This is a genomic window from Agrobacterium larrymoorei (assembly GCF_013322225.1).
In the GTDB taxonomy this organism is placed as follows: Bacteria; Pseudomonadota; Alphaproteobacteria; order Rhizobiales; family Rhizobiaceae; genus Agrobacterium; species Agrobacterium larrymoorei_A.
Genome location: NZ_JAAMFB010000026.1, coordinates 84,804 through 107,144 on the forward strand (window position 1 = coordinate 84,804; position 22,341 = coordinate 107,144).

The window sequence follows — 22,341 nt, forward strand, 5'->3', positions numbered from 1 at the left end:
GACCATGGCAGATTCAAACGAAGCTCTCAGGAGCTATTTTCAAGATGGCGATAAATGGGAACAGGAGATCGTAAAGAAGGCAAATCGCTCAAGGACATTTGCTTGGTTCGTTGCCATGATAATGAGCGCCATCACCCTTATGTCGCTCGGGACATTGGTGATGTTGGTGCCGCTCAAGAGTTTCGAACCTTACATCGTCGAGGTCGACAAAAACACCGGCTACATTGAGGTTAAGACCGGGCTCACGCGCTCTGCAAACCTCACTGACCAGCAGGCCGTTACTCAGGCCAATGTGGTCCGTTACATCCGCTCGCGCGAGGGTTATGACCCGTTTGCGATACAGCAAAACTTCGGAATTGCCGCCCTCCTTTCAACGGCAGACGCCGCTAAGGAGCTCCAAGACGAATGGAGCGCGGCCAATCCGAACAACCCAGGCAGGCGCTTGGGCAGGAACAAGAAAATTACCGTGGACGTTAAGTCGGTCACGTTCTCGAACGCTAGCACCGCGCTGGTCCGCTTCTCGACCACCGAAAGCTCTGAGAGCGATAATATCACACGGCACTACATCTCTGTGGTCCGCTTCCGATACACGGATACGCCGGAGCGCAACGATTGGCGTTTTGAAAACCCGCTTGGCTTCCAAGTCTACAACTACCGACGCGATCAGGAAACGGTTACGCCGGGAGCAGCAGGATGAAAGTCAGACTATTTGTCACTGCGGTCTTCATGGCCGTGACGATGAGTCACGCCTTCGGCGCACAGCAGCCTAGACCCGGCACGTTGGATTCACGCGTTACGAGTGTTGTCTACCAGCCGAATAACGTGGTGAAGGTCTCTGCGACCTACGGCATCTCAACGATGATCATTTTTGATGAAGATGAAAAGTTCGAGACGATCTCGCTTGGCGACACCGATAGCTGGCAGGTCGCACCGTCTGAGAAAGGCAACATCCTATTCGTAAAACCAATTGCGAAAGGTGTTTCTACGAACATGAATGTCGTGACATCCAAGCGGATCTACTTCTTGGAGCTGAATGACTACGCGCCGACAGACGAACGGAAGGTCTTCGGTATCCGTTTCGTATATCCGGAGAAGGATTTGAACGCATCTCTGCGGAAAGAGGCAGAGTTTCGAGCAGCAAATCCAAACATCAGCAATATCGACAAGGCAAACGTCAACATCGACTACTCATTCTCGGGTGACTCCGCTTTGAAGCCGTCGATGGTCTTCGATGATGGGAAGAAGACGTTCTTCAAGTTCAAAGGACGCGTACCTGCTATTTTTGCGGTCCAGTCTGACTTCTCTGAGACCCTTCGGAATTTCAGAAAGGAAGGCGAATATATCGTCGTTGATGGCACGGCGACACAATACACGCTGAGAGACGGCAACCAATGGACCTGCATTTTCAATCTTCGCAAGCCCGATTTTGCGGCCCCTGACCCCGACATCATGGCCCCGAAACCTGATCCGGACGCGAGTAAGCGCAGAAGGAGCGGCAACTAATGAAGCGCAGCCCCGAACTTGAAGCTATGGCGCAAGCTGACGAAACGGATGTCAGCAACAAGAACGCGAAACGAAACCAGACGGCAGGCATGGCTGCTCTGGTGATTTTCGGTGTTATCGCTGCATACATGGTCCTTGCGACCTCGAAAGATGAGCCGCGGGATAATTCTCAGTCGGATGAGGAGTTTCGGACCACAACGTTCCGGCCGCCCGGCTTCGTACGCGATGGGGAGCCGCAACCCGCTCCGGAGCAGCCAGTCGTCGTCCTACCGCCACCTCCGCCTCCCCCGCCGCCACCCGAACCGCCAGCTGATACGACAACGTTCAACGTGCCACCGCCACCAGTGGCCCCGCCTCCCACTGTTGAGGTGCCTAAAGTCGAGGAGTTTCCCGAGCGCTTCCGGTCAAAGCTGGTTACTATGGACCAGAATCTGGGGGGCAATGCGAGCGGATCGCTGGACGGATCGGCAGGCGGCCCGCCATTGACGGTTGCCGGCGAGGACAAGAATAGCCAGTATCTCTCGTCCGCGAGCGCGATCGGCGATCGTAGCGCCAAGGCCCGACAGTTGAAGCGCCTCGACGCTTTAGTACCAGAGGGCACGCTCATTCCAGGAATTCTGGAAACAGCGATCGTCAGCGATCTTCCCGGGCAGATCCGCGCTATCACCTCCCAGGATGTCTACTCGTTCGACGGTCGGCGCGTGATCATTCCTACAGGCACCCGCCTGATCGGCGAATACCAGTCGGAGGTTACGCGTGGACAGAAGCGTATTTTCGTCGTGTGGACACGCCTGATCCGTGACGATGGTGCCAGCGTGAGGCTGAACTCCATCGGAGCCGATAGCCTCGGTAGATCTGGATTGACAGGTCACGTTGATAACAAGTTCCGGGAACGCTTCGGCGCGTCTATCCTTCTCTCGATCGTTGGTGGCGGCGCAAGCTATCTGACGGGATATGGAAGCGAACAGAGTTCAGGTTCCAACAACGACGATGCGCAGCGTGGGGCGGATCTCGCTCGCGAGACGATCGCACAGACGTTTAGCGACATGGCAAACACCGTGCTTTCGGAAAATCTTCGTATCCCTCCAACGATCAGCGTCCCACAGGGCGAACGCATCTTCATCTTCGTGCGCCAAGACCTCGATTTCAGCGACATGTACGACGATCCGGTTACAGAAGCGATGAAGGAGATCAAACGTGAACGCACCGGCAGGTAATCCACTGGTTCATGATCCCCACTATTTTCTGACCCGTTCGTTGGAGCCCATCAGGCCGTTTCTTGATGACCCAAAGGTTGTCGAAATCGCGATAAACAAGCCGGGCCACGTATACGTGGAACGGTTTGGCGCAGATCATATGGAGCATCATCGTATCGATGCTCTTACCGCGCAAGAGATTGAGAACATCGGGGAGCGCGTCGCCGCCTCAACAAAGCAGTTCTTGAATCAGGCCAATCCAATCCTGAGCGCGGCGTTGCCGACTGGTGAGCGCATTCAGGTCGTTTTACCCCCCGCAGCTCCTGACGGAGGATCCATTACGATCCGAAAGCAGGTCGTCCAAAACTTCTCCCTCGAAGACTACAGGGATAACGGATCGCTGGATAAGGTGTCGGTTGCCGTCGGGGGATTGAGCGACGTCGATCGCGAGCTCATCCGATATTTGCGTGAAGAGAAGATCTACGACTTCATCCATACCGCGATCACAAAGCGGGTATCGATCCTCATCAGCGGCGGTACGTCTTCGGGCAAAACGACCTTCCTCAATGCTTTACTCAACTCGGTTGACTTGAATGAGCGCATCCTGACACTCGAAGACACGCGGGAGCTGTTTCCACCCCAGAAGAACGCGGTTCACCTGATTGCGTCAAAGGGGGCACAGGGCACTGCCAATGTGACCATTCAAAACTTGCTCGAGTCGGCACTGCGCATGCGTCCTGACCGCCTTTTCGTGGGGGAGATCAGAGGCGCTGAAGCTTTCTCTTTCCTGCGTGCCATCAACACCGGTCATCCGGGCAGCATGTCCACAGTTCATGCGGACACCCCCATGGGGGCATATGAGCAGCTTGCCATGATGATGCAGCAATCCGGCATGTCGGCTGGCTACTCGAAGCAGGACTTGATGTCCTACATTCAAATGGTGATCCCGATCGTCGTCCAGCTCCGCCGTGAAGGGGGAAAGCGCGGCGTTTCGGAGATTTTCTTTGCAAGAGATGAAGCATGACGAAAGGCTTCAAAGTCGTCTACCTTGGATTCTGCCTCGCGATTGGGTTCGCGGTCTGGATGCTCGGCTATGGCGCTGGCCTGCATCTCTTTTACGGCGACGGCCGAATCCTTGACACGACGATACGAAGCAATCCCTTTGCTCCAATCCAACAGTTCTGGGCGTACAGCGACAGCCCTTCCCTGCAGAAGGTTGCTCTGGGATCACTTGTGCCGGCCTTCGTGATTGCCGCGATCACCGCATATCTTGGTTTGAAACCCGTCACGAGCCCGTTGGGTGATGCCGCCTTTCAGGATGTCGCGGGTTTGCGGACAGGCAAATGGTTCGGCAAAAAGGGGCACATTTTCGGTCGTTTTGGAGGCAAGGTCCTCCGGGCGCAGGACGATCGCCATCACCTGATCATCGGGCCGACAAGGTCCGGTAAAGGTGCCGGTTACGTCATTCCGAATGCTCTCATGCATGAAGGCTCGATGATCGTTACCGACCTAAAGGGAGAGGTCTTCAAGGCGACGGCCGGCTATCGGAAGAAGAATGGCAGCCAGGTTTTCATTTTTGCACCGGGCTCCGAGCGCACGAACAGCTATAATCCTCTCGATTTTGTGCGACCGGAACGGGGCAATCGAACCACCGACATTCAGAACATTGCCAGCATTCTTGTTCCGGAGAACACGGAGTCTGAGAATTCGGTATGGCAAGCCACCGCGCAGCAGGTTCTCGCCGGCGCTATAAGCTACATTCTCGAAAGCCCCTTCTACAGGGACCGTCGCAATCTCGGCGAAATCAACTCCTTCTTCAACAGCGGCGTGGATCTCCAGGCCTTGATGAAGCACATCAAGGAGAAAGAGCCCTACCTCTCGAAATTTACCGTCGAGAGTTTCAACTCATATCTTTCCCTGTCTGATCGAGCCGCTGCATCAGCCCTTCTCGATATCCAGAAGGCTATGCGACCTTTCAAGAACGAACGTGTTGTCGCCGCAACGAACTTCACGGACATGGACCTTCGATCCATGAAGCGGCGGCCTATAACAATCTATCTCGCTCCGAACATCACTGACATCACGCTTCTCAGGCCCTTGCTGACCCTGTTTGTCCAGCAGGTCATGGATATTCTCACACTCGAACATGATCCAAACTCCGTCCCCGTCTATTTCCTTCTCGATGAGTTTCGCCAGCTGAAACGCATGGACGAGATCATGACGAAGCTGCCTTACGTGGCCGGTTACAAAATCAAGCTCGCTTTCATTATCCAGGACCTGAAAAACCTCGATGAGATATATGGAGAAACCTCGCGGCACTCACTCTTGGGGAATTGCGGCTACCAGTTGATCCTTGGTGCAAATGATCAGGCGACGGCCGACTATGCGTCACGAGCTCTCGGCAAGAGGACCATTCGCTACTCGTCGGAGTCTCGCACAATCGAAATCATGGGACTTCCACGGCGGACGAAGGTCGAGCAAATTCGCGAGCGGGACCTCATGATGTCCCAGGAAGTCCGGCAAATGCCGGAAAACAGAATGATCCTGTTGGTAGAGGGCCAGCGTCCAATCTTTGCCGAAAAGCTCCGGTTCTTCAACACCCAGCCATTCAAGGCAGCTGAAGCCTATGCCCAGGCTCACATCCCGAGTGTCCCGGATATCGAGTACCTTCCATCGAAGCCGGTCCCGGCGACGACTGCAGAATATAAGAATGCCGGAAACGCAGCGCCGGCAGCTGAGCCTTCTGCTGCAGCCCAAACGAACACCCCGGAAGCCGTTCCCGCTCAAAAAGAGCCGGAAAAGCACGTTCCTGCAGCGGAGGCACCGGAGCCAGCGGAAGTAACATCGCCGGCCGCCACTCCGACCAAGCGTACCGTCAACCCGGCAGCATTGACCTCGAAAGCCAAAACCACGCCCGCAGCCCGCCCCAAAGCCGCGCGGAAGCGCAGTAGCGCAGCGTCGGATGAGGTTGCACGGCGAGAAGAGATTGAAGCACTGCATTCCCTTGCAGCACAAAGGCTTCGCGAACAGGTCGATAAAAACAGCGTCGGAAAGAACCCGACTAAGCGAAAGAATATCATGGACGTTTTCGCTGCAACTGTTCCAGACCCAGAGACAGCCTGAATATGAAACGGCCCTAAGAGTTTCGCTCTCAGGGCCGGTAGAACCTACTTACTAGAAGGCCTAGAACGGCCAGAAGCCTGCAAGGTATTGGCCCGCCTCTGCGAGCCAGATCGCAGCCGCCTCGTACCATCCTACAGCCGTCTGATACGCGAAACTGACAGCAGCAAGAACAGCAATAAGCGCAAAAATCGCAACGAGGCCTTTTCCTACGGCTTCGTCTGACTTTCTGTTCTCAGTCTGAATCACGTATCGCTCTGTCATGGCCTATTACCGCTCACGATCGTCTCGATCGCGGTCCCTCTGTTCGTTTTGCTCGCGCTCAAGTTCTTCAAGACGAGGCACGTGCTGCTGCGCAGGGTCCGTTCGCGTGGTTTCCCCTGCTTTCTGTCCCTCACGCTCTTCTTTTACACGATCTTGCTGCTTGTTTGTAGCCTCGATCGTATCGGCCAGCTCGTGCGCCTCGCGCTCGTTTGGAAGTTGGCCCTGCTCCTCTTCCGCATCAAGCTGAAGGTCGCGCTGACGATCGTCAGGAACATCAGACGTGGAAACGGTTTTGTTGGTCGTGCTTTCGTCTGACCGACCGTCTTCGCGGTCGATTTTTTCGACTTCGCTGCGAAGCTCTGGATCCTCGATAGCGACATCGCGAAGGTAGGCGTTTCCGTCGGCCGCGAGCTCGGCGGTACGCCGAAGCGCTGACCTAAGCCCGGTCTCGTACATTTCGAGGTCTTCTTCAGAAAACTCGCCCGATTGTACCAGCGCGATACCTTCTCTGAAATGCTCGACATCGATCATCGCGTCATTGCCAGCCTCAACAACGGCTTCGCCATGCTTGGCGACAGCCTCATCCCACTTCTTGCTGACCTCGTCAGCCTCGTTGGCGAGGCGTTGGGCGTCATCGCGGACAGCGTCCGTGGCGATGGCTTCACCTCGTTCCTCTGCTCCCCCACGCTGGTCCGTGGCGTCAGCAGGCGGTTCCCGATCGGCGTCGTTGCCAATCTGTCTGTCACCAGCGCGCTCGGTGAGCTCGAGCATTTCACGGCGGAGATTCACAATTTCGCGGGCCGTAGTTGCAACCTCATCGAAACCGGCCCTGTCATCGGGTCCAGCGCTTCGCTCAAGTCTGAACAGAGCCGTTTCGACAGTCTTTTCGTATGATTCAAACTCCTGGCGTGTCTGCTCGCGCATGTCCTCTACCTCCAAAAGCATCTTCTGCAATGATATCATATTTGTACGGAAATCGCCGCCGAAATCCGAGTGAACGACTGTTGAGTTGTTTGCAGATTCGAGCTCTCTGAGCCCGGTCTCAATGACATCACGATGTTCAGCTGCAAATGCTACAGTCCGCCTATCACCGGAAACAGCAGCTATCTTTTGCCACGTCTCCTGAGCCTTGACCGTGTACTGCCGGCTGCGATCACTTGACGCGACAGTGCGTCGCCCTGATCGCTTGGCATCGTAACGAGCCTGAGCGGGCTCACTTGTTCCAACGTGCTCGGTCCTACCGTCGCGGTTTACGGCCCTGACCTGGTTACGCGTATACGCAGGCGCTGAGGCAAACTCCCGTCGATCTGTCATTTCCATATTGATGCCGTGATCGCGCGCCTTCTCGGCCATCACTTCACGCCATTGGCGGAAGGTTGCCGGCGTTGTCTCGATGCGGTCCCCGGCTTCTGATCGCATCGTGACGATAGCATGAGCATGGACATGCGGACGCTTGCCCCCCTCCCCTGCTTCCTTGGTGTCAGTTTCTGGGTCGTGCATCGCAAAGACGTACCGATGTCCAGCAAACTGGTCAGCGAGGAAATCTCGAACAGCGCCTTCAAAGGCTCCCGCATCGGTTCCGGCACGGGCCGACATGATGACATGCATCAAATCACGGCTTTTGCGGCTATGAAGCTCTTCGCGCCATTCTTTTTGAACGAGATCCCCGGCCGCCTTACCGTCTGCTATTAAGCGACCGCGATCGTCCCGAACCTCTGCACTGTCCTCGATAAGCTCCCGAACCTTAGTGGTGCCGTATTCGACACCGTTTCCATAGCCGCCGAAAGAAAACCTTGCAGCGCCCTGACCTGCGACGGCGCTAGCGTCAAAACGTTGCTGTACGATCCCGGCGGCCTTGGCGTCGGCTGTAAGCCTCTCACCCTGCCCGCTGCGTAAAACGACAAGGCCATCAATCGTCAATGAGCCATCACCGCGCTCTGCGATGGCATAAGCATACCGGCGGTCGCCAAAACCGCTCGAAAGGATATCTCGCACCCGCCGGTGCAAATCCCCTCCATCCGCACTCGCCGCGACCTCAACCGAGAAGCTTCCGATATCACGGCTCTCGGTCCGGTTCTGAAAGAGATGGTTCCAGTCGCCCCGAACACGAGCAAGATCTTCACGGCCTTCCAGTTTCTCGCCGTTTTCATTCTCTACCTTCAACTCACCGCCACGCGAGACGTAGTTGAGCATAGATCCAACGCGTGCACCGCCGCCATAGGAGGCCATTTTCACAACAGCTGGCTGACCTCCCTTCGCGACGCTAGTAAGACGCGCCTCCATCGGACGGCTGGAAGCCGCCGCAGTACCAGAAGGCATGGAGATCCGGGGAAACTGCATGCGCGGCATCCGCATAGGCTTAGCCTTGGGTCCGCCTCCCCCGCGCTTAATTTCCTTTATCTGATGAACGTACTTGAAGAGGTTTTCTTCGGATTGCTGAGCCTTTCCCCCAAGTGACATTTCGTGCAGAAGCGCCGCGCGCTTCTGCTCCCATTCGCTTGTGAACGCTCCGAAGAAGAACTCCAATGCTATTCCTCCCCACGCCGCTGATAGCCAGCACGCCTTGAAAGCGATCGAAGCTCAAGCATTACAGCAGCCTGAATGGACTGAACGTTGGCGAGATTTATATCCAGTTCGCTCGGATGAACGGCCTTACCGCTGTTCAAGGCTCGCGCGACCTGGTTCAAGTTCACGCCGATCTTGCGCATATCTTCCAGCAAAGCCGCCATGATAAGCCGGTCATCACGCGTCAATATCGGCCGAACGCCTGCGCCCTCAAGCAGAAGCGAACGGAAAAATGCCGACACGCTCATATCAGCTGCTATGGCTGCCTCCTCGATTTTTTCATGTTCGGTATCCGTAACGCGCACGTTTACGAGCCGGTCTTTGCGGGCTTTAGTCGCAGACGTCACCAAACTGTTTTCACTCATCAGCCGCAGGCCTTTCCAGAGCAAAGCGAAGGCATCGAGGGCCAGTCACTCGATAGTAGCGCTCAAAATGTAAAACATTTTTGCGTATCCTGCCACCCTTAAGCACTGAAAAATATTGACCCATTTCACCCATCTCTTCTCCCACTGATTCCGACGCTTACGCATCGGCTTCAAAGCATTAAAACGCTCACCAGGGTTCACCGCCAACACCGCTAAGAAGCCCTTGGTATGGCAGCCGTACTCACCCGCAAGGAACGCTTCGCTCTACGCCCTTGCAGCTTCCGTGCGCCTACCAAAGTCGGCCATCACGCGGCTCCGGGGTTCACCACTCGGATTGAACACGCGACGCCGCCACACGAACGAGCCGTAAGGTCTTGCAATGTGTCTTATCCAATCGCTGATCTACGACGGTGGGCAAACACCGCGCCAGCCACTAGGTAAATACGTGTCGTGTGTTCGTGTCGTGTTGTCATAACGTTGTTTCGATCTTAACCAATGTATTGACGAACCGTGTTGCAGCACCTTATTTTCACACGATGCGTTCGTGGATCACCTTCCCTCGTGGGATGGCACCGTTGTTTCGCTGCCGTTGTTTAGGTCTCAACATCCCTGCGTCCCGATGTAGGCTCACCGGATGAGAGGAGCGTAAGCAAGATTTCGACGCAGGGGTGCGCTCCAAGTTTTTAGAGGCTGGGAAATATCTTTGGGACGACAAAGGAATAGCGATGACCATTTGTATGTCCGCAGTGAGCGGTAAAGGCGGCGCAGGAAAAACGACTGCTGTCATCCTGCTGGCCGGGGAATTTGCTCTCGAAGGCAAAACCGTCCTGCTCATTGATGCGGATAGTCGGCAAAATCTCTCGACGTGGTTCCAGCGGTCGACCGATAAGAACTATCAACCGGACGGCATAACGCTTGTTACGGCGGCTCAGGACGCTGGCATTCGGCAAATCCTCGAACAGGAGGCCGCAAACTATGACGTAGTGATCATGGACTCTCCCGGCCAGGACACCGTTACGAGAGATACGATTATTGCGGGTTCTCACGTGGTAGTTACGCCAATTCAACCAGCGCAGGATGAGATCGTGGCCGCAGGACAAGCCGCCAACGACGTTGCCGAAATGAGCGATCAGGTAGGGCGACAGATTCCACACCTCATATACAGGACGCGGATTAGCATGCCGAACCGGGCCCTTGAAGAGTATCGTCTGATTCGTCCGTTTGTCGCCAACCTGCAAGAGGGCGGCTACAATTCGCACCTGCTCGAAACCGAACTTGTTGAACGGAATCCTTATCGAGAGATTCGAACTGGCTATGGAACACTGCAGATGCTCGAACTAACGGAACCCGTGAAAAAGGCCCGCGTAGAAGCTCTAGCATTCAAGCACGAAGTCGAAGGCTATCTCCACACGAACGCAAGGGGTTAATGCGATGGTTAAGCGCGATACTAGCGTAACAGATTTCGCGGTTGCGCCTCGCAAGCCGCGCCAGGAGCCACAAGTCGGCCAGCCTGCGTCTCCGCAGGCCGATCCGGCTGCTCCTGAGATCGTGGTTCACGAGAACGCCGCGCACATAGAGCCGACGGACACGAACGCGAGCGCTCCCGCCCCTAAAGCCGACGGCAAAGCAAGTCCGAACCAACAAGGCGGGACGCTGATTTCCGCCGATGAGGACGTTCGCCGGGTGCGGACCACAACACGAGCTCTGCGCCAAGAGGCGTCGAGACTGCGCTTACAGGACCTAAAACAGTCCAAAGCGAGGGAAAGCAAGCACTTCGTAAATTGCCCTCTAGACTTCGATACCAAACAACGGCTCGCCCGAGCGGCAGTCGAGAATGAAATCAAAATGACGGTTATCATCAAGACGGCTATAGACCAATACTTGCGGGACAACGGGTATTGATCCTCGATCCCAAATTCCTTTGTGGCTTTGCATTGGGCGGAGCGCAGGGAGTTGTTTTTGCCCCGCGAGCGGAGTCAGTCGGTATTGACCTTCCCCGATTGAAAATCTCCATTTTGGTGCAAATGCTGAATGAGAAGAATGTAACCGATAAGGGTGACCGACCCCCGGATCAAGCGGCCAAGGAGCAGGTGTTTCCCGTATCCAAATGGGATATAAAAAACTTTGTCGCTCAGTCGTCAGTTCTCGTTACAAACTGTATTAGCATACCTGGAAACTCTATCGCCTGCGAGATGACTGCAAAATTTGGATGGATCGAAGATGATACCGCATTGGAAGGTGTTTTCGAGGCAAAGATGACAAATGACCTCCAGTTTCGATGAAAGCTAAATAGCTGGATATTCTCGAAATGACGCTATATTGCGTCGGTTGGCACTGTAAATATTCGACTGTCATCTCCGCCAAATTGGCTAACTTTGCAACTTGTCGCCCATTGTTATCTTTACCCCCAAATTGATACAAAAAGCGATCTGTTGATTCTTGGAAGTGAGCGATACCCAACTCGTTCACTTGGTTCATTATACCGCTCAGAAAGCAGAGTTGTGGGAGGTTGAGGGTGATGTCGGAAACGCGGGACCTAGTCAAATATAAGAGTTCAAAGGGCCTCGTTGAGACCGCTGATGAAGAGGTGGACCGCCCATTATATCGCCGACCAGGGTTCGAAGGTATCGTGAGTTTCAACGAGATGGACGAGAGACTTGCTGCGTTCCTGCGCAAAGCTCGCGAAGACGAAAAGCTCACCAGAGAAGAATTTGCTTCTATGGTCGGTCTCTCGACAGCCGTGTACGGTCGATACGAGCGCGCGTTTTCGCGGATGACGGTTACGCGGATGATCCACCTCTGCGAACTTCTTGGTTTCCAACCAATCGACATGCTGTTTGCAGTTGCACCTCATCTATATGGACGAACGCCAGAAGAAGCGAATGATCACCTTGAGCTCTCTCACCTGACGCGAAGGCTCCCGCAAGAAGCTGTGCGAAACCTTATCGGGATTATCGCACGGATGACCCCAGAGGACCGGTCGTAACCTCAGGGGTGCGTCACCGGTAATGCAGACACGGCGGGAGGCCGAATGCCACACATTCCTTTTGATTTTGATCCGCCAGCCTCTCCCGAAGACGATCCCAGATTTACCTACAGCACGGACGGGAAAAACACCCGTATTCGGTGGCCGCTCGTAAGCGTCGACATCCTGTACCCCGAACATCGACTATTCCCTTCCATCGCCGACACCGTTGCACTTAACGCTGGCGTTATGGTCGCCCATAATCAGATTGGCTATTCGGTCGGCCAATTTCACGAATTTTTCGTTTCTGTCCGAAACGAGATCGCTGCTGCCTTCGTGACGGGTCGCATTGAGGCTACATTTGGCCGGGCAACGCCACTTGCAGCAACTCTATTTGAATCTCACAGATCTAAATACCACGGCGACTGGTCCGAGATATGGACATTAAGATTATTTGGAGCAAAGCAGGAGGATTTTGAAGCGGCCGTGCTCAATGCATTGCTTTTGTATGCGCATGAGTATGGTGAGGTGCTGAACCCTTACCCCTTCGACGACTGGGATGAGTCCGACGATCAGCCTGTTCTCAATGAAGCTATCCACGTTGTCGCGCCCATTGTCCGGGATCTTGAGCCGCTTCGGTTCTATTTCTCCGGCCTTGCTCAGGCGGACCGCACGGCTGCATGTATCTACTTCTACCGCGTTATAGAATACTACTCGTTTTTAACCCACGAAAACGAACTAAGCCGTCTCCGGCACGATCGCAGTATCAACGACCAGGACTTCTCAAAGAGAGTACTTGAAGTAGTGGTCAAGGATGAAAAAGGAGCCGTGTTCAAGCTGATAGCTAGTCTTGCAGACGACGAGCTGTTGTCAAAGGCCAAAGCATCCGGACTAATTCAAAACACGACGTCCGGCCACCTTGCAGACGCTGTCTATTCATTCAGAAACTCCATAGTCCACGGCAAATTTAGCTACGGTTTCACCCTATCGTCGGCCTCGTTTTTCAACAGCGACAAAGCTATGCCTAACTGGAATGGACTGATGGCGGAACTCGCCAAAAGAGCGATAGAGCGATTAGGAACGCGCAGCTCAGTCCTCTAACACGGGAGCCAAACAGCTGTCGGGAATGGTCGCGGATGTGGCGGAGCCACCCCAATCGAGAAACAAGGTCTACCTCTTCATAGAGAGGTTGCTTTCACCGTTGTCAACGGCCACAAGCAGAGCCGAATTGAGGAGCTTCTACCGTGGACTTTTTGAGGACGAACAAGCGGCTGACGTCTGCTGTTGGCTGTTGGCGCCCTTTGCGGACGTAGCCCGGTAAAGCATCGAGATGGTGCCATCTCGCCTTCACCACCAACGGGGCTGTCGTCCTTCGGTTAGCACGCTGTCGGCGCGGCGATGGTTCTCCCTGTGCGGGCCTTGTCGTTGCGGTAGGTCGTGAGCAAATCGACGATAGTCTTATCCAGGCCCATGTACACCTTTTCGCCGCGCTCGTTGGTACCAGTCGCCGGGTCGGAGACGAGGCCGTCTACGCTTCCCCAGTAAACGTAGTACTCAGACATCTCCTTGGTGGTGCTTCCCTCCAAGAAGTGGCAACTGTAGCCAGTGCCGACGTAGCCAGCCTTTTGCGGCGTATCCAAGTGATAGAGCCCGACGCTCCTCGTCTTCGAATTCATCGACACCGCTGTCAGGATTGATGCCATCTCGCCGATGTGGACTTCCACAACGTCTCGGTCACCGTCCGCAAATTCCCAAATGTTAATCGGGACGTCAGGCTGCATCTTCATTCGCTGGAGAAGGCAATAGGAGGACGACCACCCGCAGAACGACCTGTAGATCGAAACCTTCGAGCCGTTGTTCACATCGTCTGGATTGTCGACCGTTCTAGGGTCCACGAACAGGACAAATTGCTCACCGAACACGTTGAGCTTGTAGTTCTCATAGAGCGAGTGATCGAGCCTAGCCCACCAGGCAGGGAAAACAAACTGGCTGCAATAAGCTCCGACGACTGCACTTAGAACCATCAGAAAGAGTTCTATGGCCACGCGCTTCAAATCAGCTCTCCCCTGACGTTGGACATCGAAATAGAAACGCCGCCACTTTGGGTGGCGGCGTCCTGTCATCATGCGATGACGATAATGAGGTCCTTCTTACGTACCATCTCTTAGTCCTCCTCGGCGACCCAGCGCGCTTAATGTTATTAAATTGGTACGGGTAACCCCGCGTGCAATACTCTCCGTGAACACAGCCTATGGAATGATTTGATGGGAGCGGTGGAAAGTTCACATTTCTTGATACGACATTCCCATCGAATTTTTGGCAGCATGCGACTGATTAGTTCGGCACACGGCTTGCAAGTGCCTCGTGGATCGATCGACCTGTTGCCCAGTTGGCGGCTTTGGCTAACGATTTCGCACTAATCTTGTTCTTCCCCCTTCTTAGCCCGGCGCTACCCAACACTTTTCAAAGCCAACTGTGCTGGCTTGCCACGCCGACAGCTATCCCCCCAACAGGGGAAAAATGAGGAAAAGTCCCACCCAGATTGGCCACATAGCAAATTAGCGGGAGGTGGCAGTGAGGACGTTATAAACAACCGGCAGCGTTGCTGAGCGAGATTAGCCCTTTAAACCCACGCGTTCCGCGTGGCCTGTGCCAGATCAGCTTAAGCCGCCGCGAAAAGCACATCTTCGTCCCTGAACGAGAAGCGCTCGGGGTGGCAATTTGTATCGCGACGATTTCCACGTGTTAATTCGAGGGTGAGAAGACTATCTCCCGGATAGGCCGGACTAAGCTCAAGCTTGAGATAATCAAAGAGTTGCCGATCATGAACCGCGATCATCACCTGTCGTCCGTGCTCCTTCGACAAAGTTCGCAGCAGCGATGCAAAATGAGCGATGTGCACATCATCCATCGATTGGACCGGATCATCGAGGATCAGGCAGGGAAACTGAGCGGGGACAGAAAGATGAAGGGCGATGAAGAGCGTTAAAGCAGCTGTGTTGAGATTCCCAGCACTGAGCATCGCTCCTGGAGTGCCGCCCGCATCACCACCGTCCCGGTGCTCAGTAATCAGTTTGGGCTGCAGCCGCTGAGTTGATGATGGTGGGATACGGAATGCGGGTACAAACGGCTCACTTGGCGCTAGCCGGACGAACAGGTCTCGCCAGAGCTTGTTCAAACGATCGTTAAACTCTCGTCGGATAATTCCCGATCTTACCGTATCTACAAGGCTTCGAATTGTCTGACCTTGTTCGCGCAGCCGCTGCCCACGTTGCAAAGCTGCCTCGACTGCATCGGACTGCTGCTGATAGTTGTTAATAGCCACATCCACCTCGGTCAACGCCAACCGATGTAGTTGAGCGTCCTCCAAAGCTCTCCGGGCTTGTTGCCGCAGGTCCTCAAGTCCATTCGCTTTGGCCTGCGCATTGACAAGCACCTGCTGTAGTCGGGTTGCGGCAGCTTCAATCGTCTCGTCTTCGGTCGGAACAGGCTGTCCAATAGAAGTGGCAAAGTCAGCGAGTGTTTGTCTTAGGGCAAACCGGCTACGGTTGCGGACCTGTTCGGCAGAAAACTCGCGCCTGGCTGCGATATCGGCCGCCGCTAGACTGGCCCCGTCTATCAGGATCGGCGACAGAGTTTGTAGCTCACCAAGCACATCCTGAACCCTGGCGACTTGCTTTTCCAAGCCAGCAAGCTCTTCAGCATCAATAACGCGAAGAGTGAGAGAAGAGACCTCATCAGCCAAATCATCGACCAGTCGCTGGGCTTCGGATCTTGCGCGACCGAGCGTCAGCAGCCGCTCCGCCGAATCGGACAAGCTGCGAACTCTGCTATGCACGTGATTTGAAAGACTTCCCTGGGCGAGCTCGCTGAAATCGCGTTCGCAAACGGGGCAGATTTCGGTATCCGCAACAAATGAACTTATTTCGGCCAAAGCCTTTGAGAGCTCTCCGGAGTCACGTGCGAACTGCGCCATTTCCGTCTCGATTGCTTCAAGCCTTTCAGACGCGCCCGCAAGTTCGTCTTCGGCGTCACTCAGACGCCGAACGTCGCGCCTGCTTTCAAGAACTTGCTGAGAAGCGGTTAAGAGCATGCTTGAGAGAATAGTCTGCACCCTGGTGGCGTATTCGTCCATCGCCGACGGAAGCGACACATCAGGAATCAGGGTTGCCAAGGAATTCTGAATTGACTGGAAGCGAGCGGCGTATGTCGCTTGCCAAGCCTTATATTCTTCGATGGCCCTGTTTTGTTTTGCAGCAAGACTTGCCTCGGTTGTGCTCAAACCGCTTTCCGAAGCGGTTTGCGGCTCCGACAGGATCGCAGCAAGTTCTCGACGCCGATCCGCGTAAGTGCCAAGTCCTTCTTCGACACTACCGGCCAGGATGTCTTCAACCGCATCGAGGGTTTCCGCCGTGGGGACGATCGCAATGTTGAGACCCTCGAGAGCAGATGTCAGTGATGCTATCGATTTGTTGAACGAAGCTTGAACTTGCGTTTGGGTCTGTTTCTGCGTCTTGATCAAGCCATCCAGTTGCTTTTTTTCAAGCTCCACATCTGACCAGCCCTCGATATATTTGCGGACGTTACGCAGGTCCGTTAATGGTGTGAGGCCGGCTTCAAGGGCGTCCAGCTGGTCCAATCCCAGGAGGCTGCCGACGAATTTCGCCAACGGCGAATTCGCATCGGACGCCGACTCCTGGTAGATTTGCAGCAACTGGCCGAGGTAGGACTGCGGCAAGTATGCGCGTTCAGCGAAGAAACCGGCCGTAGCATGATCAAGCGTCCGACCGATTGAAATCCCAGCTGAACTGAATTGTTGTTTGAAGTCGCCTACGTGTGGCAGAGAAGTTTTGACCTCCACGCTCCCGGCCTTTGAGCCCCGGTGAAGCAACTGTGCATCGTACACAGGATCCGCCCTGCGTAGAAACTGCACGCCACCCGTCAGGGCCAACTCGATCGCCGAAAGCAAGCTGGTTTTTCCGGCGCCATTCTCGCCGTGAATCAGAACGACCTGTGCATCAAGGGGCGCGAAAATACGACCGCGGATACTCCTGAAATTGACGACGTCAATGCTGCTGAGTATCGGTTCGCTCATTTGTCGTTCCTCTCGATAATCATCGCCTGACCGATCACTTCGGACAGCGCTGCTATCACAGTCTCCTCCCCTCTTGCTGACGCTTCGACGACGCGGTCAATAAGATTGGTGTCGGTGGTAGGCGGCAACGACTTCATCAATACTTCAATGGCTCCTCTTTCCGAGCCGTCACCGTCTGCTCGAGGAGGTATTTCCAGTGGAAGCAGAACGCGGATACGATCCTCCAGCTGCCGCATGGCCGCCGGCTCTAGCGCACCGCTACTGGCTTGTGGAAGCGTTTCGACGACCAAAACCCTGCATGTTTCTGCTATCGCCTCGACATCGCCGACCAGCGCAGCTCCGGCCAGAATAACTGTAACAACAAATCGCGAACCCGTCACGTCGAGTGCTCGGCTTAGCGCCTCCAGCCGATTTCGCACTCGACCCGCGCTATTATCCCCGAAGTCACCGGTGGTGGTGTCGACAAGAAGTACAAGATCAAGCGATCGGCCGTCACGCCCGCGAAACGCTGCGGTAAAATCAAAGCTGACCGCGGCAACTTTCAACGGCGTGAGCACCTCACTATATCCAGCTAGCGCGAGCCGACCTGCAATGGCACTGATGAGCGGCGATCGTGTCACAGGGCAACCTCGCTGCTGAAGCGGTGGATCAAATCATCTGCATCTACACTCGTCTCGACGAGGTGGGATATGCTCACGTGTCGAGTACTGGAGCGACCCGTCCGCCCCGGGGCGCCGCGAGGCCGACGTGCGGTCGTTCCGCCAGCGAACACCCGTTGGTAGGTGTCGTCGCCATGAAGGACGATCGCCTTGTCGCCAGCGAAGGCCCCATTCTTTTCCAAGTTGATGGCCTCGGTTACGCTCTTAACGAGAAAGAGGGGTCGGGGCTCCGCTCCCGCCCATACCGAGGTTTTGGTCATTGACCCGTCCACGAGATTTAGACTCCGGGGAGCGCTGATACTCCATCGTCCATCTTCGTGGCCGGACTGCAGAAGGCCGATGGCCGCACCAAGTCGGCCAAGACCAGCCGCTTTGGCGTTCTGATCCGTAGAAAGCTGGAGGGGAGTGGAGGCGCTCAGCTCTTGATAGGTGTCTGGCCCATCCTGCAGCGCCCCGTTTCTATAGAGCGACAGCGCTCTCGACCATAAAGAAATCGCCCGGTAAACGAAGTCGGTCCTGTTATCTACGGCGTGGGAGGCGCCTAGGTTGCGCGCGTTTCTCAAGACGCTCCCGAGCCGAGACGCGAAGCCTGTTTTGCCGATCTCCGCCAGCCACAGCTCCATGAGCAAGCAAAGCTTCTTTTCAATGACATTGAAGACCAAAGCGATGAGGACCTGTTCACCCCAGGCGCGCAAATGAGCACTCTGTTCGATCGCCGCGATGTTTGGATTATAATTGGCGCCATAAACGATACGCAGCACCGACCGCTGACCTGGCTTGATGTGGTCTTCGCAAAAGACATGGGCCTGGGCCGCCGGACTACAAGGCCAAGGCCAGGGATGCACGTGTGATGCGGCAGAAAAAACACCTTGAAGATTGGCATCCTGAATTGAAAGTCCAAGTACCAGCGACTTCGAATTGCTCGCCAGCTCGGTGACCGCGCTGCGGATCGCAGCGAAGTCAGGGTTGTGGGGCCAATTGACGATCTGAGTGTGACTGCCGGTCAAAAACTTTCGGTAAAGGGCTGGTTGCTGATCTGCATGGACGATACAGCCATGAAATTTGAGCAGTCTTGCTCTGGCCGCAGGGTCCCTGAGGTGATCAGGATCTACGACAACTTGCAAGATTCCTGGGGCGCCACCAGTTAGACGATCGACCGCAGCCTCGATGAACCCGTCCCAGTTGCCCGAGGCGATGGATCTCACGGCGCCCTCCATAATCAGGACTCCGATGCAGACATGTGGAGCATCTGGAAGGGGCGGAGCTGTAAAAGCCTCCCTGATGCCGACCGCATCCCACAGGACGTAGTCGGCCTCTTCATCCTGAACGCGTATATCGAGAAGCTCAGAATATTTCGTCCACAACTCATCGCGAATGGCGTCGCTTAGGGGCCAGTCCACGAAGGGGACGCCGAGGTTGGCAGCAACCGCTGATTTCTCCACGCGAGCAAGTACCAGAACTTCTTCAAGGACCGGCATGAAGACGCTTTCGGTGGCTGCGTTCATTGCTCTGATACGAATAAACTCGATCGCACGGTCGATCAGGCCGCCTAAACTTGGGGCATTGCGCGAAATGCCAGACCCCACCCAAAACGAGAATTCACCGTTCGCCACCGCATTCGCGACGACTTGAAACGGAGCAGTATCGAACTTCTCAACGACTTCCAGTACGCTAATATCTGTCGCAGTTGGCATTAATTTCACGCGTCCTTCAGGGTCCAAGGCAGACCATATTTAACACGCGGAAGATGTATCACGGAACCTAGTCCCGGCCACCATCTATTTGATCGCGATCCGAAGAATGGAGAGACACAACGTGCCGTGAAAATGGACGGATGCTTAAGCCTTCCCTACCACGATCGAAAAAGCCGTGACGACAGGTCAGGCCGACCTCAAGAACGCAGATTGATTTCTGAGACGAAGGCTCCGCCAACGTGCATCCGAGCACCTTTGCCTGCTGCATCTGTGATAGTGCGTTCTTTCGCGGCCGCGAGATCACCGTCGACCTCCTGAATAGGATCCTCAACCAACGGATGGTTGGACAGTTCCCCCAGAAAGTCGAGTGAAACGCCATATCGGACCCGAACGGAACGGAAGGTGCTTTTTCCGACCGTAATCGGCGCCGGAAGATCAAAGTCCATTTGTCGACCAAGGTAACGCCGCTTGTCAGCGGTGAAAGCAGCCCGGTCCCGCCTGTTCTTCAACTCGTCCTCAGCGCGTGCCTTTTTATCGTCAACAGTTTCGCGGCGCATGCGCTCGTAGCGTCCTGAGGTCGGACGCGACCGAGGAGTCGCACCTGATGGCGCCGACATCGCTGCCGAACTGGCACCGAACCCAGCAAGTCGCAAAGACTTGGCACTTGCGGCTCTGATGATGGCGTCGTTCGCGTAGATCATTTCGTCCTCGTCAACCGCGAATTTCTCCTCTCCTGGCGGATCTATAATCCTTAGGCTGCTGCCATGCGCGCCGCCTTGCACACCGATCTGGAGACCGCAGGCCAGGCGTTGGCCGGAATAGCCGGGTGGGAAAGTGATCGTCCGCTTCTGTGCTATCGCGCCGGTCGGTGGCGGACCTAGCGCGCCCAATTGCTGCTCGCGGTAGCCATTGCCTGTCTGAGTTCCTTTGCACTCGATAATGTGCCAGATACCACTCGTGTCCTGCGCGACGAAATCAGGGGATTTCCCTGGTCCTCGCTTTTTCGGCTTTGTAGCGGTCGCGCCAACCGAGGCAGCGACACGATCTATAAAATATCGCCCGTCGGCGATCGGCCCCAGCTGTAGTCGATCCATAAGCCAGTATATCGGTGCGCCCATTCCGAAATCATCGCTCAGGATTGTTTTCTGATGCGCGTCGAGTTCGAAAAACGCGGGCGTCAAGCGAAGATCGGGTGCGTCAGCAACGGCGTGAAGATAACGCACCCAGGCCCAAAACTCACTGAGCGACACACCGGAAGCATGAGAAGGAGTTGTCAGGTAGCCAATTGTAAGCAAGAGCGCTGGAATGTTCACGTCGAACGTTTGGGCACCGGTGCCAAAAGAAGCCGGAATGGCAGGCAAGCCAGGTGCTGCGGGCCACGTCGTTTCATCAACAAATACCAACAGCTCGCGGTCCATTTTCTCCGTTTCCCCTACTTGCATGGCATCAGACAGTTCCACATCCACCGCGTGCAAGCTTACATCGCTGCGTCCTAACGATCTATCCCACCCTTATCTCCTTCTTTATGAGCGGGCCAGCGAACCAAGTCAGCCTCGATAGCAAAAACTGCCCTTACAGCATTCCCCATGCCCGAAACCTCCCCCTCCCCGTCATCTCCCGAAGCGAAAGCTGCGCCGCCAGATGCCGCGCGCCCTGCGCGGTGACCCCGAGTTCACGCGCGATCAGGTTGGCGGAGACGACAGGCCTCCCCACCACCAAATCGACCAGCCGCGACAGCTTCGAATTCACACTCCTGCCGGATGTTTGTCGCTCCAGCTGCTGGCGGGCAAGGAGGATGCGGTCATGCTCCTTCATCCCCAGTTCGGCGGCTGCAGTAAATGCCTCGAGCATCGCCATCATCCGTGTCATATGGCTTCCCGCATGACGCTGTTCCCGCCTTACGCTGCGCAGCCCGATATTCAGCGCTGGCACGTGGGCCGACGTCGTTCCGTCGCGACGCAGAAGCGAGGCAACCAGCTGGCGGCCGAGTTCAGCGCGATGCTGAAGCACCTCGATCGCGTTCCACGCATCGAGCAGGATTGCAGCGCGCATCACCGGTGCGAGACCTTCGGTCTCGCTGAGGACCCCGCGCCATTGATCGAGCCGCTCGTCTTCGTCCCAGTCGGCCTCATAAACCAGCGGATCGCGCTCGTCGCGCTCGACAGTCGGACGGACGGTGGCCGATCCGTCGAGGACCGCTGTGCTACGTGCCAGCACCGCGTCGATCTCGGCAAAGTCATCTTGATGACCCCAGTGGTCGGGCGCAAGATCGTCGTCATCTGCGTCGGCTGAGTGCGCCAAACCAGGCCGCGCCGGAGCGGGCCCGACCCCTCCCCTGCCCCTTAGCCGGGCAATGCCGGCGGCACTCAGCGCCCAGTCGACCGGATGCGCAAAAATCTGACGGCGGGCGCGCAGGATGGAATGTGCGATGGTCAGTTCGTGGGTTGGGGTACGGATGTCCAGGCGGGCGTCGTGCAGGACGAGGTCCTCGAGGTGGACGAGTTCGCCGTCAATCCATAGGGACGCGATGGCGTCGGCAAAGTTCTGCCGTTCGAGAAAGCCGTCGCGGATCGGCGAGCGGGCGATGCGCTCGTCAAGGCGTGCCAAAGCCTCGCCAGCCCGGGCGGCAGGCAGAATCAACGCACGCAGATCGATCTTGCCGATATCATAAGCCATTGAATTCAATATAACCGACCTCTGTTACGAAAGCAATTTCTTTATTTACTAGCGTCATAGGATGTGAGTTGCGGGAAGGACTATCACTAACGATAGTACTCAAGTATCGATAGTGATAGATTTTGACTCCCCGACGCTGTATGTCGGCCGTCCGAATTCGGCGGATTCCCCACATTTCCGGCGATTTTCAGGGGTTTTTCGCCCCAATTCGGTGGACAGAGCGCTGCGACGTAGCGATC

19 protein-coding genes are annotated in these 22,341 nt (G+C 55.6%); 10 read left to right on the top strand and 9 right to left on the bottom strand.

The genetic code is table 11. The annotated features are described in order from the left end of the window. Nucleotides 1-4: 4 nt before the first annotated feature. From G6L28_RS16360 to G6L28_RS16380, 5 genes are read left to right on the top strand one after another with little or no spacing between them, the layout of a single operon-like run. A complete protein-coding gene (locus G6L28_RS16360; RefSeq protein ID WP_132665713.1) occupies nucleotides 5-697 on the top strand; it encodes a virB8 family protein in 693 nt (230 codons plus the stop codon). Further along, entirely contained in the window at nucleotides 694-1,503 is an 810-nt protein-coding gene (locus tag G6L28_RS16365) for a TrbG/VirB9 family P-type conjugative transfer protein (protein WP_174064887.1), read from the top strand. The genes G6L28_RS16360 and G6L28_RS16365 overlap by 4 nt, the downstream gene beginning before the upstream one ends. Next, complete coding sequence (virB10, locus tag G6L28_RS16370; RefSeq protein WP_174064888.1) at nucleotides 1,503-2,720, top strand: type IV secretion system protein VirB10; 1,218 nt, start codon at nucleotides 1,503-1,505, stop codon at nucleotides 2,718-2,720. Before G6L28_RS16365 ends, virB10 begins: the two co-directional genes overlap by 1 nt. Continuing rightward, nucleotides 2,701-3,723, top strand: a complete 1,023-nt coding sequence (gene virB11, locus G6L28_RS16375) for a P-type DNA transfer ATPase VirB11 (RefSeq protein WP_174064889.1) — start codon at nucleotides 2,701-2,703, stop codon at nucleotides 3,721-3,723. Before virB10 ends, virB11 begins: the two co-directional genes overlap by 20 nt. Further along, entirely contained in the window at nucleotides 3,720-5,822 is a 2,103-nt protein-coding gene (locus G6L28_RS16380) for a type IV secretory system conjugative DNA transfer family protein (RefSeq protein WP_174064890.1), read from the top strand. The genes virB11 and G6L28_RS16380 overlap by 4 nt, the downstream gene beginning before the upstream one ends. A 60-nt stretch (nucleotides 5,823-5,882) precedes the next feature. Here the strand turns inward: G6L28_RS16380 and G6L28_RS16385 are convergent, their stop codons facing one another. From G6L28_RS16385 to G6L28_RS16395, 3 genes are read right to left on the bottom strand one after another with little or no spacing between them, the layout of a single operon-like run. After that, a complete protein-coding gene (locus G6L28_RS16385) occupies nucleotides 5,883-6,083 on the bottom strand; it encodes a hypothetical protein (protein WP_174064891.1) in 201 nt (66 codons plus the stop codon). 6 nt (nucleotides 6,084-6,089) lie between these two features. Then, nucleotides 6,090-8,609, bottom strand: coding sequence for a relaxase/mobilization nuclease domain-containing protein (locus tag G6L28_RS16390; RefSeq protein ID WP_174064892.1), 2,520 nt, complete (start codon nucleotides 8,607-8,609; stop codon nucleotides 6,090-6,092). Between the two features lie 2 nt (nucleotides 8,610-8,611). Then, a complete protein-coding gene (locus G6L28_RS16395; RefSeq protein ID WP_174064893.1) occupies nucleotides 8,612-9,013 on the bottom strand; it encodes a plasmid mobilization protein in 402 nt (133 codons plus the stop codon). A gap of 725 nt (nucleotides 9,014-9,738) precedes the next feature. Between G6L28_RS16395 and G6L28_RS16400 the strand changes: the two genes are divergently transcribed. From G6L28_RS16400 to G6L28_RS16420, 5 genes are all read left to right on the top strand, one after another. Then, on the top strand, nucleotides 9,739-10,440 hold the full coding sequence (locus tag G6L28_RS16400; protein ID WP_174064894.1) for a ParA family protein: 702 nt from the start codon (nucleotides 9,739-9,741) through the stop codon (nucleotides 10,438-10,440). Between the two features lie 4 nt (nucleotides 10,441-10,444). Continuing rightward, nucleotides 10,445-10,915: a hypothetical protein gene (locus tag G6L28_RS22905; protein ID WP_234902610.1), complete on the top strand. Its 471-nt coding sequence runs from the start codon at nucleotides 10,445-10,447 to the stop codon at nucleotides 10,913-10,915. Beyond that, on the top strand, nucleotides 10,912-11,295 hold the full coding sequence (locus tag G6L28_RS16410; protein WP_174064895.1) for a hypothetical protein: 384 nt from the start codon (nucleotides 10,912-10,914) through the stop codon (nucleotides 11,293-11,295). Before G6L28_RS22905 ends, G6L28_RS16410 begins: the two co-directional genes overlap by 4 nt. Nucleotides 11,296-11,531: 236 nt before the next feature. Continuing rightward, the gene (locus tag G6L28_RS16415; protein WP_174064908.1) at nucleotides 11,532-11,999 is read left to right on the top strand and encodes a helix-turn-helix transcriptional regulator; all 468 of its coding nucleotides are present in this window, start codon (nucleotides 11,532-11,534) and stop codon (nucleotides 11,997-11,999) included. A gap of 45 nt (nucleotides 12,000-12,044) precedes the next feature. Beyond that, nucleotides 12,045-13,079: a hypothetical protein gene (locus tag G6L28_RS16420; protein ID WP_174064896.1), complete on the top strand. Its 1,035-nt coding sequence runs from the start codon at nucleotides 12,045-12,047 to the stop codon at nucleotides 13,077-13,079. A gap of 275 nt (nucleotides 13,080-13,354) precedes the next feature. On the opposite strand, the gene G6L28_RS16425 is transcribed toward G6L28_RS16420, so the two are convergent. The 6 genes from G6L28_RS16425 to G6L28_RS16450 form a co-directional block, all read right to left on the bottom strand. Continuing rightward, nucleotides 13,355-14,032, bottom strand: a complete 678-nt coding sequence (locus G6L28_RS16425; protein ID WP_174064897.1) for a hypothetical protein — start codon at nucleotides 14,030-14,032, stop codon at nucleotides 13,355-13,357. A 608-nt stretch (nucleotides 14,033-14,640) separates the two neighbouring features. Beyond that, nucleotides 14,641-17,073, bottom strand: coding sequence for an AAA family ATPase (locus G6L28_RS16430; RefSeq protein WP_174064898.1), 2,433 nt, complete (start codon nucleotides 17,071-17,073; stop codon nucleotides 14,641-14,643). After that, entirely contained in the window at nucleotides 17,070-17,693 is a 624-nt protein-coding gene (locus G6L28_RS16435) for a hypothetical protein (protein WP_071207542.1), read from the bottom strand. Before G6L28_RS16435 ends, G6L28_RS16430 begins: the two co-directional genes overlap by 4 nt. Next, nucleotides 17,690-19,426, bottom strand: coding sequence for a hypothetical protein (locus tag G6L28_RS16440; RefSeq protein WP_174064899.1), 1,737 nt, complete (start codon nucleotides 19,424-19,426; stop codon nucleotides 17,690-17,692). Before G6L28_RS16440 ends, G6L28_RS16435 begins: the two co-directional genes overlap by 4 nt. 197 nt (nucleotides 19,427-19,623) lie before the next feature. Beyond that, complete coding sequence (locus G6L28_RS16445; RefSeq protein ID WP_174064900.1) at nucleotides 19,624-20,844, bottom strand: hypothetical protein; 1,221 nt, start codon at nucleotides 20,842-20,844, stop codon at nucleotides 19,624-19,626. A gap of 154 nt (nucleotides 20,845-20,998) precedes the next feature. Beyond that, nucleotides 20,999-22,102 (bottom strand): RHE_PE00001 family protein, encoded by a 1,104-nt coding sequence (locus G6L28_RS16450; RefSeq protein WP_174064901.1) that lies wholly within the window; start codon nucleotides 22,100-22,102, stop codon nucleotides 20,999-21,001. Nucleotides 22,103-22,341: the final 239 nt, after the last annotated feature.